General features: G+C 39.2%; 14 protein-coding genes and 1 riboswitch. Of the genes, 2 read left to right on the plus strand and 12 right to left on the minus strand.

Translation table 11 applies throughout. The annotated features are described in order from the left end of the window. Positions 1–12: 12 nt before the first annotated feature. The 11 genes from ACFFIS_RS15695 to ACFFIS_RS15745 all read right to left on the minus strand — a co-directional run bounded on the left by ACFFIS_RS15695 (position 13) and on the right by ACFFIS_RS15745 (position 11,834). Positions 13–213 carry a hypothetical protein gene (locus ACFFIS_RS15695; RefSeq protein ID WP_320381448.1) on the minus strand — a complete coding sequence of 67 codons (201 nt, stop codon included), beginning with the start codon at positions 211–213 and terminating at the stop codon, positions 13–15. 23 nt (positions 214–236) lie between these two features. Then, positions 237–464 (minus strand): hypothetical protein, encoded by a 228-nt coding sequence (locus ACFFIS_RS15700; protein WP_390188306.1) that lies wholly within the window; start codon positions 462–464, stop codon positions 237–239. A gap of 70 nt (positions 465–534) precedes the next feature. Further along, positions 535–1,107 carry a phosphoribosylglycinamide formyltransferase gene (purN, locus tag ACFFIS_RS15705; RefSeq protein WP_390188367.1) on the minus strand — a complete coding sequence of 191 codons (573 nt, stop codon included), beginning with the start codon at positions 1,105–1,107 and terminating at the stop codon, positions 535–537. Continuing rightward, on the minus strand, positions 1,107–2,123 hold the full coding sequence (gene purM / locus ACFFIS_RS15710) for a phosphoribosylformylglycinamidine cyclo-ligase (protein WP_390188368.1): 1,017 nt from the start codon (positions 2,121–2,123) through the stop codon (positions 1,107–1,109). The genes purN and purM overlap by 1 nt, the downstream gene beginning before the upstream one ends. Before the next feature lie 165 nt (positions 2,124–2,288). Further along, positions 2,289–3,650: an amidophosphoribosyltransferase gene (purF, locus tag ACFFIS_RS15715; RefSeq protein WP_390188308.1), complete on the minus strand. Its 1,362-nt coding sequence runs from the start codon at positions 3,648–3,650 to the stop codon at positions 2,289–2,291. Positions 3,651–3,659: 9 nt separating this feature from the next. Beyond that, positions 3,660–5,891, minus strand: coding sequence for a phosphoribosylformylglycinamidine synthase subunit PurL (gene purL / locus ACFFIS_RS15720; protein ID WP_320381445.1), 2,232 nt, complete (start codon positions 5,889–5,891; stop codon positions 3,660–3,662). 104 nt (positions 5,892–5,995) lie between these two features. Further along, the gene (purB, locus tag ACFFIS_RS15725; RefSeq protein ID WP_320381444.1) at positions 5,996–7,291 is read right to left on the minus strand and encodes an adenylosuccinate lyase; all 1,296 of its coding nucleotides are present in this window, start codon (positions 7,289–7,291) and stop codon (positions 5,996–5,998) included. After that, complete coding sequence (gene purK / locus ACFFIS_RS15730; protein WP_320381443.1) at positions 7,288–8,418, minus strand: 5-(carboxyamino)imidazole ribonucleotide synthase; 1,131 nt, start codon at positions 8,416–8,418, stop codon at positions 7,288–7,290. The genes purB and purK overlap by 4 nt, the downstream gene beginning before the upstream one ends. Beyond that, the gene (gene purE / locus ACFFIS_RS15735) at positions 8,405–8,896 is read right to left on the minus strand and encodes a 5-(carboxyamino)imidazole ribonucleotide mutase (RefSeq protein WP_320381442.1); all 492 of its coding nucleotides are present in this window, start codon (positions 8,894–8,896) and stop codon (positions 8,405–8,407) included. Before purE ends, purK begins: the two co-directional genes overlap by 14 nt. A 208-nt stretch (positions 8,897–9,104) precedes the next feature. Continuing rightward, a riboswitch (purine riboswitch) is annotated at positions 9,105–9,202 on the minus strand. 192 nt (positions 9,203–9,394) lie between these two features. After that, the gene (locus tag ACFFIS_RS15740; RefSeq protein WP_390188310.1) at positions 9,395–10,987 is read right to left on the minus strand and encodes an esterase/lipase family protein; all 1,593 of its coding nucleotides are present in this window, start codon (positions 10,985–10,987) and stop codon (positions 9,395–9,397) included. Positions 10,988–11,201: 214 nt separating this feature from the next. Beyond that, the gene (locus ACFFIS_RS15745) at positions 11,202–11,834 is read right to left on the minus strand and encodes a DUF2179 domain-containing protein (RefSeq protein ID WP_390188311.1); all 633 of its coding nucleotides are present in this window, start codon (positions 11,832–11,834) and stop codon (positions 11,202–11,204) included. Between the two features lie 191 nt (positions 11,835–12,025). Here ACFFIS_RS15745 and ACFFIS_RS15750 point away from each other — a divergent pair, with 191 nt between their 5' ends. Then, positions 12,026–12,499: an Hsp20/alpha crystallin family protein gene (locus tag ACFFIS_RS15750; protein ID WP_320381437.1), complete on the plus strand. Its 474-nt coding sequence runs from the start codon at positions 12,026–12,028 to the stop codon at positions 12,497–12,499. Positions 12,500–12,584: 85 nt separating this feature from the next. Here ACFFIS_RS15750 and ACFFIS_RS15755 read toward each other — a convergent pair whose 3' ends face one another. Next, positions 12,585–13,298: an MOSC domain-containing protein gene (locus ACFFIS_RS15755; protein WP_320381435.1), complete on the minus strand. Its 714-nt coding sequence runs from the start codon at positions 13,296–13,298 to the stop codon at positions 12,585–12,587. Between the two features lie 122 nt (positions 13,299–13,420). On the opposite strand from ACFFIS_RS15755, the gene msrA reads away from it, so the two are divergent. Continuing rightward, positions 13,421–13,945, plus strand: coding sequence for a peptide-methionine (S)-S-oxide reductase MsrA (gene msrA, locus ACFFIS_RS15760; RefSeq protein WP_390188313.1), 525 nt, complete (start codon positions 13,421–13,423; stop codon positions 13,943–13,945). The last annotated feature ends 247 nt before the right edge of the window (positions 13,946–14,192 follow it).

The raw sequence follows: 14,192 nt of genomic DNA on the forward strand, positions 1-14,192 counted from the left end.
ATCAAGTACTTTTCAAACTTCAACTTGCTTTGGTGAACTTCTACCATCGAGGCCAGCTTCTACCACAGATTCGCGAACTTCTACCATCAAAAGCTCAGCTTCTACCACAGATTCACGAACTTCTACCATCAAAAGCAGATCTTCTACCACGGATTCGCGAACTTCTACCATCAAAAGCTCAGCTTCTACCACGGATTCACGAACTTCTATCATCGAGGCCAGCTTCTACCACGGATTCACAAACTTCTACCATGAAAAGCCAAGCTTCTACCACGGATTCGCGAACTTCTACCATCGAGGCCAGCTTCTACCACAGATTCGCGAACTTCTACCATCAAAAGCTCAGCTTCTACCACAGATTCGCGAACTTCTACCATCAAAAGCCAAGCTTCTACTACAGATTCGCGAACTTCTACCATGAAAAGCAGATCTTCTACCACGGATTCGTGAACTTCTACCATCAAAAGCTAATCTTCTACCACGAATCCGACAGCTTCTACCATCCGCGCTATCTTCTACCTGTTTCAGCACTTTTCATTCCACCAATGTCTTCACATTGATTAATTCCTTTATTACTTTTGGATAAAGCTGGTGTTCTGTTTTCTGGATGCGGGTCTGTAATGTTTCAAGTGTGTCTTGCTCGTGAATTGGGACAGGTTGTTGGCATATGATTGGGCCTGTATCCATCCCTTCATCGACATAATGTATTGTCACGCCCGTTTGCTCGCTACGTGCTTTGTATGCGCGTGTGATGGCATCTTTCCCGGGAAAGGCTGGTAATAGGGATGGATGGATATTTACAATTTTCCCTGTATATTCATTTAATAAATTGGGACCTATCATGCGCATATAACCTGCTAAAAATATCCATTCGATTTCATATTTTTTAAGTGCTGCTAATATTGCTTGCTCGTAGCTAGCTTTGTCCGCGTATTGCTTAGGTTCAAAAGTAAATGTTGGGATATGATGCTTTTTAGCAATCTCAATTACAGGTGCTGTCGGATTATCACTTACTAATAACTGACAGGTCAAGGATTGGTCTGCAATAATTGCTTTAAAATTACTACCTCTCCCAGAAGCAAAAATGCTAATGTTCGGTTTAGCTATCAACGAAAGGACACTCCTTTTTCACGTGTGACCGTACCAATTACTTGTGCGTCCTCGTCTAGTCCCTGTAGTATTCCAAGCACTTGATCCACTTCATCTTCCGCTACAACTATTGCCATGCCAATTCCCATATTGAAAACATGAAACATTTCTGCCTCAGATATATTTCCTTTTTCTTGTATAAAAGTAAAAATATCTGGAACGTGCCAACTGCCTCGCTTGATTTCTACTCCTAGGTTTTCTGGTAACATCCTTGGGAGATTTTCATAAAATCCGCCACCTGTTATATGTGCAATCGCTTTTAATTGGCAACTTTTCATCAGATCCTTTATTGCTTTCGCATATATTTTCGTTGGTTCCATTAATAAGTCACCAAGTGGTTGAGATAGCCCGGGATAAACTTCACTTAAATTTAAGTCTGTTATTACTTTTCGTACGAGTGAATAACCATTTGAATGAATGCCACTAGCGGATAATCCGATGACCACATCACCTTCTACTACTTCGTCACCAGTTATTAGTCGTGATTTCTCAGCAACCCCTACAGCGAATCCAGCCAGATCATATTCTCCTACTTGATACATGCCTGGCATTTCTGCTGTTTCTCCACCGATTAGTGCTGCTCCCGCCTCCACACAGCCTGTAGCGATACCCGAAACAATTTGTTCTATGACATGGGGTTCTAATTTCCCGCTAGCAATATAATCAAGGAAAAATAATGGTTCCGCTCCTTGGGCAACAATGTCATTTACACACATTGCCACAAGATCAATACCGATTGTATGATGTTGTTCCAATTCAAAGGCTAATTTTAGCTTTGTTCCGACACCATCTGTACCTGAAACGAGAACTGGCTCTTTATACGGAAGTGATGACAAATCAAATAATCCACCAAAGCCGCCTACTTTCCCCAATACTTCTGGTCGCTTTGTTTGATCCACATGTTTCTTTATTCGTTGGACGGCCTCATATCCTTTTTCAATATCGACTCCTGCTTCTTTATATACGCTAGCCAAAATGTCTTTCCCACCTTCATCCATATTTTTTTCATTCCTCAAAGAAAATTACCCTTTTTGCTGATATGCTATTTCCCTTTATGTTTGCTGTGTTTACGATGGTGTTAGATAACGTGCTTGCAATAACAAAACCTATATTGACGCTATTCACAAGAACCCTGACGCTTACGTTGTTTGCGTTATTTGCATGAACCGCTCATCCTTAACCGGATATTGTCCTGTAAAACATGCCTGGCATACACCTTGGGCATTCGTTATATCTTGGACGATTGCCTTTTCCATCCCTGCAGATGATAAATAAGCGAGACTTGTTGCTCCTATTAGATGACATATTTCATGAACAGCATGGTTTGCAGCCATAAGTTCTTCCTTTGTTGACATATCAATACCGTAATAGCAAGGATTTGTCGCTGGAGGAGAGGCGATACGAACGTGAACTTCTGTCGCTCCAGCTTCCAATAACATGTTCACAATCCGCTTACAAGTCGTACCTCTAATGATAGAATCGTCAATCATAATGACCCGCTTACCTGAAACAATCCCCCGAACTGGGGACAATTTCATTTTTACCCCTTGTTCTCTTAACTGTTGCGATGGCGCAATAAATGTCCGCCCGACATAGCGGTTTTTAATAAGTCCTAATTCATAAGGTAAACCAGTGTATTCTGCATAGCCGATTGCCGCCGAAATACTAGAGTCAGGCACTCCGATGACAACATCTGCATCAACGGACGCCTCTTTTGCTAACTCTATCCCCATTCGTTTTCGAGATGCATGAACATTCACATGGTTTAAGTCACTATCAGGTCGTGAAAAATAAACATATTCCATCGCGCAAAGTTTTCTTTGTTCGCGTGAAGTAAACGGCATGGAACGAAGCCCCGATGCATCTATAATCATTAGCTCACCAGGTATTACTTCTCTGACATACTTCGCTCCAATCATATCGAAAGCACAAGTTTCAGATGAAATGACATAGGCCTCGCCTAGTTTCCCAATTGATAATGGCCGTATACCACGTGGATCGAGTGCAACTAACATCTTATCTTCTTGTAAAACGATAAATGCATAGGCACCTACCAATTTCTGTAAAGCTTCCATAAGTGCATGTTCCGTTAGCTTCTGCCCAGAACGTTTCATTAAATGAGCCAAAAGTTCTGTTGCTGTTTTCGTTTGAAAAATGCTACCACTTTTCTCTAAATCACCACGAATAGATTCCGCATTGATGATGTTTCCAATATGTGTAATTGCCATACTGTCAACCTGTGACTGAAAAAGATGCGGTTGAACATGAGAGCTTTCATTGTTCGTTGCATAGTGAATATTCCCAATTGCTGCATGGCCATCAAGCTGTTGAAAGTTAATTTGGTTAAAAACCTCATTCACCAACCCAACATCTTTACGTAGCTTTAATTCTTTACCATTATTGACAACAATTCCCGCACCATCTTGCCCACGATGTTGCAAGGCATGTAGCCCATAATAAGTAATTTCCGCTGCCTTTTCATGTCCCCATATTGCAAACATTATTCAATTTCACCCCACATAAGCTTTACTTTCCAATTGTTTTGGAAGTGCATGGTTCCATAATGTGCTTAAAGTTTCTACTTCTTCATCGATACACTTCTCATCATGACACCAAATAACAAGTTGTTTATTATTCGTTACTTCTCCAATCTGTTTTGCGTCCTCCATCATCTTTTCAAACGCTTGTTGATGCTGTTTTTTCACCGAAACAATAAAACGTGATTGGGTTTCACTAAATAATTCCGTCGTTGGATCTCCTGTTAAATGAACGAGAGCACCAAGCTCCTTACTTGCAAATAAACATTCCGCTAAAGCTATAGCCAATCCACCTTCACTAATATCCTGCGCCGAGGTGACGAGGCCTTCTTTAATGGCTGTTAACAATTGTTCTTGTCGATTCGCTTCCGTTGTTAGATGAATAGATGGTGCTTTTCCACTATAAGAGCCTTGAAGCACATTTTGTAATTCACTTCCACCAAATTCCGCCTTTGCCTGACCGATAACATAAATGAGGTCACCTGCTGTTTGAAAATCTTTTGGTGTAATATGTTTCATAGATTCATAGAGCCCGACCATTCCAATAATTGGTGTTGGGAATATTGCTTGTTCTTTTGTTTGGTTGTAGAGCGAAACATTGCCACTAATGACCGGAACTTCAAGTTTCAAACTTGCCTCACCTATGCCTGCGATACTTTGTTCCATTTGCCAAAATACTTCCGGATTCGTTGGATTCCCAAAATTTAACCCATCTGTAATCGCGAGTGGTTTTGCTCCTGCGCAAACTAAATTTCGTGCCGCCTCTGCAACCGCAATTTCCCCACCTGTTTTCGGATCTAAATATATGTATCTCGCATTACAATCTGTAGTAATTGCAATTGCTTTATCGTCATGAACAGATACAACTGCTGCCGTACTACCTGGACCAACAACGGTACAATCTCGTGCAGATGAATCAAATTGCTCATATGCCCACTTTTTACTCGCAATCGTTAACTGTTGTAAAAGTTTCTTGAATGTTTCTGCATAATCTTTTACAACCGGATGGTATTCCGCTTGTTGAAACTTCTCGAAATAAGCCGGTTCCTTTGCTGGTAAATGATAAACCGGTGCGTCATCTGTTAAGGCACTTACTGGTACTTGCGCGACTACTTCATCGTGATGGACAAGTGTAAACATCTGTTCTTCCGTTACTTCCCCAATCGCAACAGCGTCTACGCCGTGCTTTTCAAACAGTTGGATAATTTCCTGCTCACGCCCTTGTTTTACAACAAGTAACATGCGCTCCTGTGATTCGGAAAGCATCATTTCATAAGCGGACATATTTTTCTCTCGTTGCGGTACCGCATCTAAATATAAGGTAATTCCTGTGTCAGCATTACTAGCCATTTCACTCGCAGACGACGTTAAACCGGCCGCTCCCATATCTTGCATCCCGATGAGCGCATCAGATTTGATTGCTTCTAAGCATGCTTCGATTAGCTTTTTTTCAATATGCGGATCGCCAATCGCTACTGCCTGTGTATGGTCTACTTCTTCCTCCACTTCATCTGATGAAAATGTAGCACCGTGAATTCCGTCTATCCCGGTATCTCTACCTGCATAAATAACTGTATTTCCAACTCCAGCTGCAATCCCTTTTTGAATATCTTGGTGTTCTAACAATCCGACACACATTGCATTAACTAATGGATTTGTTTCATAGCAATCATCAAACTGTATTTCGCCACCAACTGTTGGGACTTCCAAATTATTTCCATAATGTGCAATACCACGAACGACTTCTTTCACAAGATGACGCCCTTTTTCCGTCTGCGGATTCCCAAAACGTAATGAATTCATGAGTGCGATCGGCCTTGCTCCCATAGAGAAGACATCACGAACAATCCCGCCAACGCCCGTTGCAGCTCCTTCGAATGGTTCCACTGCAGAGGGACTATTGTGACTTTCAATTTTAAATACAACAGCCTGATTGTCACCAATATCAACAACACCAGCACCTTCACCAGGTCCTTGCAAAACATGTTTTCCTTCCGTTGGTAACTTTTTCAACAATGGACGCGATGTTTTATAACTACAATGTTCAGACCACATCACCGAGAATAACCCTGTTTCTGTATAATTCGGTAACCGATTTAAAAGCGTTGTTATATCATCATATTCCTTATCAGTTAAACCCATTTCTTGATAAATCTTTTCAGCTTTTATTTCCTCAGGGGTTGGTTGATTATATTGCTTCACCATGGATGCCTCTCCTCCAGTTTCTAAACATTTTTTACAAAACACTATTATGCTTACATACCGATAAGCCCAATGACTGCCACTTCGTTCATGTTACAAAAATTAAGTTAAGTTAAACCTATTCGTTCAAAAATTTGATCAACGTTTTGTAAATGATACGTGTAATCAAAACACGATTCTATTTCTTGCCCAGATAAGACATTTGAAATCCGTTTTTCTGCTTTTAGTAATTGTTTAAAATGTGTTTCTGTTTCCCATGCTTGCATCGCCATTGGTTGCACGATATCATAAGCTGCTTCACGAGACATCCCTTTATCAATTAATTGAAGTAATACGCGTTGTGAAAAAATTACACCATGTGTCCTTTCAATATTTCGTTTCATATTTTCAGGGAATACAGTCAAGTTTTTCACAATGTTTGTAAAGCGATGTATCATATAATCAAGTGCAATCGTTGCATCTGGTAATATGATTCTTTCTGCTGACGAATGAGAAATATCCCTTTCATGCCAAAGTGTTACATTCTCATATGCAGTCATAACATGCCCTCGTAATACACGCGCAAGTCCTGTCATATTTTCCGATCCAATTGGATTACGTTTATGTGGCATGGCGGATGAACCCTTTTGTCCCGCCGCAAAAAATTCTTCTACTTCACGTACTTCCGTCTTTTGTAAGCCGCGAATTTCAGTAGCAAATTTTTCAATAGATGTTGCAATTAACGCTAACGTTGCGATATAAGCCGCGTGTCTGTCACGTTGCAATGTTTGCGTAGAAACTGGTGCTGGTGTTAAACCTAATTTTTCACAAACGTAACTCTCTACAAATGGATCAATATTTGCATATGTGCCAACTGCCCCTGATAATTTACCAAACTCCACATCTTTGGCAGCTTGCTCGAACCGTGCGAGGTTACGTTTCATTTCTTCATACCAAAGGGCGATTTTTAAACCGAATGTTGTAGGCTCTGCATGTATGCCATGTGTGCGCCCCATCATAATTGTATGCTTATGTTCGATAGCTTTATTTTTTAGCACTGTAATAAATTGCTGTAGCCCTTTATAAATCAGTGCATTTGCTTGCTTCAAACGATAAGACTGTGCCGTATCTACTACATCAGTAGAAGTTAATCCATAATGAACCCATTTCTTTTCTGCACCTAATGATTCCGATACAGCACGCGTAAAAGCGACGACATCATGTCTTGTTTCTGCTTCAATTTCATAAATTCTATCCATATCAAAAGTTGCTTGTTCCCGAATAGTTGTCACATCATCTTTAGGAATTACGTCTAACTCGCTCCATGCTTCACACGCTAAAATTTCTACTTCAAGCCAAGCAGCATATTTATTTTCTTCCGTCCAAATATGTCCCATTTCTTTTCTTGTGTACCGTTCAATCATTGTATTGCCTCCTGCAAAGGTCTAAGCTGTTGTTGTAATTGTTCCGCAGACTGTCCAATAAAGGTCATGTGGCCCATTTTACGTTTTTGTTTCGGTTCTTCTTTTCCGTATAAATGAAGAAAACCAGACGATAGGTGAGGTACTATATGTAAAATTCGTTCCAAATCCTCCCCGAGAATGTTCACCATATATGCCGGTTGTAAAAGTTCCACTTCTATTAGCGGCAGTCCACAGATTGCCCTTATATGTTGTGCAAATTGTGATACATTACACGCTTCTATCGTATAGTGTCCTGAATTATGTGGGCGTGGAGCCATTTCATTTATGTAAATATCTTCTCCACACACGAACATTTCTATCGCAAACGTGCCGACAACATCCATATTTTCAGCAAGTATTCGGGCTGCTTCAAATGCCTTTTCTTGTACATTTTCACTAATTATTGCTGGAGCATTTGTCTTGTATAAAATATGTTCCCGATGTTCATTTTCTGCAATTGGAAAAAATGTAATTTGACCTGCTTGTGATCTTGTGAAAACGACTGATATTTCTTTATCAAATGAAAGCCACTCTTCCACGATGCAATGCCCATGTTTATTCACAAAGTCTATTGCGAGTTGGCTATCTGCTAAAGATGTTAATTTTATTTGGCCTTTTCCATCATATCCACCCCGACAGGTTTTGATGACGGCTGGGAAGGATATTTGCTTCATAGCTTCTTCACATTGTGCGATATTTTCTACAATATAAAAATGAGGCACGGGTAGCTGAAGCCTTTGAATTAGTTGTTTTTCTTGTTGTCGATTTTGTGTTACTTGTAAAGCATAAGCCCCTTGTGGTAACTTACCTTGTTGCTCTATATAAGCCGCAGCATGTAAATCAACATTTTCAAATTCATATGTCACAACATCACACATTTTTGTTAGTTGTTGAATCGCGAGCAAATCATCGTACTTTGCCTGAATATGATGATCCGCCACTTGTGCTGTCGGGCAATTTTCTGTAGGGTCTAAAACTGCTACGTTATACCCCATCGTTTTTGCAGCCATTGTCATCATTCTTCCGAGTTGACCGCCACCAATGATTCCAATTGTTTGAGGTGGAAGTATTACATTACTTTTTTTCAAGTTCTTCCCTCATTTCTCCAACCTTTTCCTGCATTGTCCTCCGATAATGAACGAGACGTTGTTTCACATCTAGATCAAATGCACCAATAATTTGTGTAGCAAGAATACCCGCGTTCGTTGCACCCGCTTTACCTATTGCAACCGTTGCAGTAGGCACGCCAGCCGGCATTTGTACAATCGAGAGGAGCGAATCTACCCCATTCAATGTACTACTTTTTACTGGAACGCCAATGACAGGCAGATTTGTTTGTGAAGCAACCATTCCTGGTAAATGAGCTGCACCACCCGCACCTGCTATGATTACCTTTAGCCCGCGTTGTTCCGCTGACTTCGCATAGGTAAACATTTCATCAGGTGTGCGATGTGCAGAGATAACATCTTTTTCATATGGAATGTCTAATGCATCCAACACGTCACACGTATTTTTCATCGTATCCCAATCGGAAATGCTCCCCATTATAACCCCTACTAAAGGCATGAGAAAATCCCTTCTTTCTATGTAATGTATCTGTTCAAAATGGATAATTTTTTATTTTGAACAGCCCCTAAAAAATTAAAAAAGTCTATTCTCTTCCCCCAAAATGAGAGAAGATGAATAGACTTTACCTGACCACTTTTGGATCCTTTAACCCTACATAGCAAAATAAGCAATGTAGCGTCATTAAAAAATATCATCAATAACTACGTTTTATACCATCTTCCCTCATAGTCCAGCATTTACGGTGCCAGGTAGAAACTTTTGGCCATATTCCAAAATTATATGAGGACGCATATTCACTTGTTGATTCAAGCATACCAAATAGGGTAAAAGTGTGTCAACCCGTAATGCGAACATTTATTATATTTATCAATTAAATGTTCGTCAGCTTCCTTCGCCTTTCACTTTTTAAAGTCATCACGGAATAACTAACTGCAAGAGCGTATTGATTGATGGCCTATCATATTCAACTATAAGCTAGTTATTATCTCTCATATGTTAAGGATGATAAATAGAATCAACCATCGTTCGCTTAAATAGTTCTCCTGCTTTTGTTTTACCTTCGATTTCAATCGTTATACTATACACTGTATCATGTTGCGTAAAAGTTAAATATTGTGATAATGCATCTTTTCCAGTTGCAGTAATTGTTTGTGTCGATTGTGGATTTTTTGTATTTGTAATGTGGTAAGTTGCTTGCAATGAATCCGTTTGAACAACTGCTGCATCGTGTTCTATTTCATAAAAGAATTGATTCGTTGCATGTAGTTTCGATAGTTGTTCCTTCGTCCGAGTTTGGGTATGCAGTTTACTCGTTGCATCATAGTCCGCTAAAAGTAAATAAGCATTTTCGTCTTTTGATTCCAATTGGAGCTGCCATTCTCCGCTTACCGGCTTTTCAATGGTAAACGAATGAATGTACGCACCTGTAAAAAACTCATCTTTGCTTTTTAATGTGTCTACTTTTAACTTTTCTTGCTTATGATGTGGATCCAGTATGCTGACATTAGCTAAAGGACTAGCGGTTAAAAGTGTGAATTTAAGTTGTTCAACCTTTTCTTCCACTGTAATTGGAATTTGTTCCAATTTCCCCCCTTTCAATGGAGCACCTGTAATCCAACGATTTGCCGGTACTTTCATCACACTATCGTTTCGATCAATCATATCAAATACATGATTCGTCTGTTCGCTAGCAAGATAATCTTCAAAAATCGGCAAGGTAATACCCGTTCTAATATTTGTGTGACTCCAATTCTCAACTGCCAATTCTTGACCGCCTGGTAAGCGACTACTATTTACAGTTACCACACCGTCGTTTTGGCCGTAAGTCGATAAATACACACCTCCAAACCAATTTGCAGAGAAAACTGTCCCCCAGCCCGTTCCACCTAAAGTGTAAAAATTATTGGCATATGCCTGGGCCTCTTGATCTGTTTCCAGGCGAAAGTTCTCCATATACCCTGTTTGCATGGCATATGTTCCGTCTCCCTTTGCCCCGATTAAATCAGCCAACCAACTAGCGCCTGCACTATAAGCTAGATTGGCAAGTTGAGAACCATGATGCGGGCTCGACAAAGTAATGACATTGTTTACTAAATGAGAGACACCATAATAGGTGAGTGCAGTTTGCGTATCAACCCCACCTTTGCTATACGCAACAATTGTAATTGGCTTGCCATTAAAATGTGCGGATATTTCACGAATTTTTTCCGCTAGTAATTGGCCATTATCCCACATATCTGCTGATGCGCCACCCGCGTCATGCAACTGGATGAATGCCGCTTGATAACCGGCATCATATACAGCTTCAGCCATACTATTTTCCACTTCCCACCAAATTTGTGCCACATTATTTAATCCTGGAACGAACAGTAGAATTGGTGCCTCCTGTTTTAAATGGGGTGGCGTCTCACCTAGCGTCCATTCACCAGGTGTTTCATCATTACCATTACCTACCTTCCCCAAAAGCGTATTATCTTGTGATGCACTTGGTACAGGAGCATACATTGTATTCGCACTAGCAAAGCTTGTTGAAACTGTTAACATCATGAAAACAAACAAAGTCACACTTACTATTCGTTTTAGCAACATGTGCCACATCCCTTTCTTATTTTTCTAAACAATATGCAAAGGGTGCGCTTTCATGTTTGACTTTTTTAGGATAATTGAAAAGTCTCCGAAAAAATATTGATTATTATTCATCTGAATAGATAAGTGTTCTTTACTCTACACTTTTCTAAATCCTTTTTACACCCCTTGTTCACCGAAAAATCCCGAAAAAAACCTACCCAAAGTTTGAGTAGGTTTACGGTTTCGAATTATCTTCATTTTTTTCAGTTGTATTCATATGTGTCGTTGCATCCGGTGCAATTGTATCCGCAGACTTTTTTCTTTTCGGATGAAATAGTCGTCCTTTTCGAACTTGTTTTACCCAAAATCCACCATAAATTTGTTTCGGTTCATAAGCGATAATAAATGCCTTTGGGTCGATATTTTTAATCGTTTCGTACAATTTTAGTTCATATTTTCTTGGCGATAAAATTTGCATGGCAAGTCTATCCCCTTCCATTCCATAGGCAAACCAACTTGTAACACCGTATCCTTTTTCACGTAATCGACGTGTGAAATCAATATCTGGATTAGAGGAAATAACATTTACCGTTATGTAACCGAGGGCAAGTTTTTCTTCAATTTTTGTTCCAATTATAACCCCAAGCCCGTAACCAACTGCATAGGCAATTAAGTTTTGAATTTGATTTAAATTATCCAATACGAGACCTAATCCGAGAACATAAATGACCACTTCGAACATGCTAATAAAAGCCGCAATATATCGTCGACCTTTCATTGTTAAAATCATGCGTATCGTAAAAAAAGACACATATACAATATTAATGATTAAAATAATTGAGACCATGACGTACGCATTACTTAGCATAAAAACCACCCCATCCTCTACACTATTCCCGCAAATGATCCATTCATAACCAATTTTATCATTTCCCGAAAAATATCTTGCTTCACCGACCTATGTTTTGCACATATACTGTATAAGAAGATAATCACATATTGATGAAAAGACATAGATTAGAAGACGACTCTTAAGACTGTTTACATTGAGGTGAGACGATGAATCCTTTTCAGCATCATGATTGGAAAAAAAATATCGAATCCTTTCAAAAAATGAGTGATTGGCAGCAATCGATGGGCCATTTTTTTAATGATTCATTTTGGAATCAATTCGACGGAATGGTAAAACCAAATAACTTTCCACAAGTGAACATGTATCAAACCGATCACGAGTTATTATTAATTGTAAGTGTGCCAGGATTAACTGAATTGGATGACTTTAAAATATATGTGGACTACACAACGATTGAGTTAAAAGGCGTTATTGATATACACCATGATAGTGGCAATGTAGTGCAGAAAGAAATCCCTCAAGGTGCTTTTGAACGAAGCCTTACACTACCATTCCCTGTTCGTATAGATAAAATAGAAGCAACATATCGTGATGGACTTGTTTTCATTACTTTACACAGACTCATCTCAGAGGAAAATCAAAGAAATCGAATACGAATTCAATTATTAGATGATGATTAAAGCAAAAATCATGTTTTATACTGTAAACGAGACAAGCTAATGTGAAGGCATACCCCGGCTTCTTTCGCCAGGGGTCTTATCACTTTCACTCGTATTGATTTGGCCCAAATACTCTTTTTTCAAACGATGACTCTTGACCTCGCAAACGTTTTTTTAAGGATACACGCCAATTTTCAGCCAATAATTCACATGAAGCTAAATCAAGGGCACGACTTAAATTGTCTTTATCAAGATACATCACCTCGTTACATGCTGCAATAGACCATTCGGGATATGGGCGTTCAACTAATTCTATATCAATACCTGATATAATATGCCCCTCCTGTAGCACACGAAAATACCAGCCTGTGCGCCCTGTATTTTGAATTCTTAATGCGAAATCAACGACCCTATGCCTTCGAGCGGGTCTCCAACATGGGCGACGAGGTTGTGAAACTTGAATAATACTATCACCAAACTTATACGTATCCCCGATACATACCGAAAATTCATCCATCTCTAAAACTGATAAATTTTCCCCCATAGCTCCTGCATCAATGGTTTCATTTTGTAAATCTTGTTTCCAAAACGCATAATGTCCAAGCGGGTAAGCAAATAGTGCTTTTTCTGGGCCACCATGGTTCTTTTTATCACCAACTTCATCACCTTGAAGCCCCGTTTTACTTAACCAAATTTGTTCATTTCTTTCCTTTTTAAATATTCCAGTTTCCCACGGACGATCCATTGGGTCTTTTGCTCCTACTTGACCAAGTTGTTTCACTTTCCCAGTAAAAACTTTATGTACAAAAGGTTCGTTCATCATAGTCACTTCCTATAATTGTATGATATAGTAAAAGAAAATCTAGCATTATTTTATCGTAATGAGCAGGCAATTTCACTCTTTTAAATTATAGATGCGTTTTGCTAACAGGAGGGAAGATGATGGCAGAGCTACATAAAGCAACCTTTGCTGGTGGGTGTTTTTGGTGTATGGTAAAACCATTTGATCAATGGGATGGTATTCATCAAGTCATATCTGGCTATACAGGCGGGCATGTACATAATCCTACGTATGAAGATGTAAAGGCTGGTCATTCTGGACATTATGAAGCGGTAGAAATTACTTTTGATCCTACAATTATTTCTTATAAAGAAATACTCGAGGTATACTGGAGACAAATAGATCCAACTGACGCAGGTGGACAATTTCATGATCGCGGAGATTCCTATCGTACAGCCATTTTTTATCACGATGAAGAACAGCAAGAGCAAGCAGAAAAGTCCAAAAAGGATTTAGCAGAAAGTGGTAGGTTCTTAAAACCTATTGTTACAGAAATTGTAAAGGCCGCAACATTTTATCCAGCCGAGGAATACCACCAAGACTTTTATAAAAAGAATGAAGATGAATATAAAGCTGATCGTGCAAAATCAGGCCGTGATACGTTTATAGAAGAAAAGTGGTCTTAACTACAAACTTTTAACATATCTTTTTTTGAGTAATGGATGATTTTTAATTTAATAACATGTAGTGCTTGTCAAAATTACTTTTGATATACGAAACAGACTTGATAAAATAAATTGGTAGCATATTCAAGTCTGTTTTTATGCGGGCATATTTATTCATTTTCATCAACGTAAACAACATGATATAAACCGATAGAATCAATTTTCTCCTCACCATATATTTATTTTCAACAATATATATTTGGATGTT

It is taken from the genome of Paracerasibacillus soli (assembly GCF_042432965.1).
GTDB lineage: Bacteria > Bacillota > Bacilli > Bacillales > Amphibacillaceae > Paracerasibacillus > Paracerasibacillus soli.

What these genes read in the sequence shown, in the direction of transcription:
- msrA (WP_390188313.1), top strand. Translation starts at nt 13,421, where the DNA reads ATGGCAGAGCTACATAAAGCAACCTTTGCTGGTGGGTGTTTTTGGTGT.
- ACFFIS_RS15740 (WP_390188310.1), bottom strand. Translation starts at nt 10,987, where the DNA reads ATGTTGCTAAAACGAATAGTAAGTGTGACTTTGTTTGTTTTCATGATG.
- ACFFIS_RS15750 (WP_320381437.1), top strand. Translation starts at nt 12,026, where the DNA reads ATGAATCCTTTTCAGCATCATGATTGGAAAAAAAATATCGAATCCTTT.
- ACFFIS_RS15755 (WP_320381435.1), bottom strand. Translation starts at nt 13,298, where the DNA reads ATGAACGAACCTTTTGTACATAAAGTTTTTACTGGGAAAGTGAAACAA.
- purL (WP_320381445.1), bottom strand. Translation starts at nt 5,891, where the DNA reads ATGGTGAAGCAATATAATCAACCAACCCCTGAGGAAATAAAAGCTGAA.
- purB (WP_320381444.1), bottom strand. Translation starts at nt 7,291, where the DNA reads ATGATTGAACGGTACACAAGAAAAGAAATGGGACATATTTGGACGGAA.
- ACFFIS_RS15745 (WP_390188311.1), bottom strand. Translation starts at nt 11,834, where the DNA reads ATGCTAAGTAATGCGTACGTCATGGTCTCAATTATTTTAATCATTAAT.
- purE (WP_320381442.1), bottom strand. Translation starts at nt 8,896, where the DNA reads ATGCCTTTAGTAGGGGTTATAATGGGGAGCATTTCCGATTGGGATACG.
- purF (WP_390188308.1), bottom strand. Translation starts at nt 3,650, where the DNA reads ATGTTTGCAATATGGGGACATGAAAAGGCAGCGGAAATTACTTATTAT.
- ACFFIS_RS15695 (WP_320381448.1), bottom strand. Translation starts at nt 213, where the DNA reads ATGATAGAAGTTCGTGAATCCGTGGTAGAAGCTGAGCTTTTGATGGTA.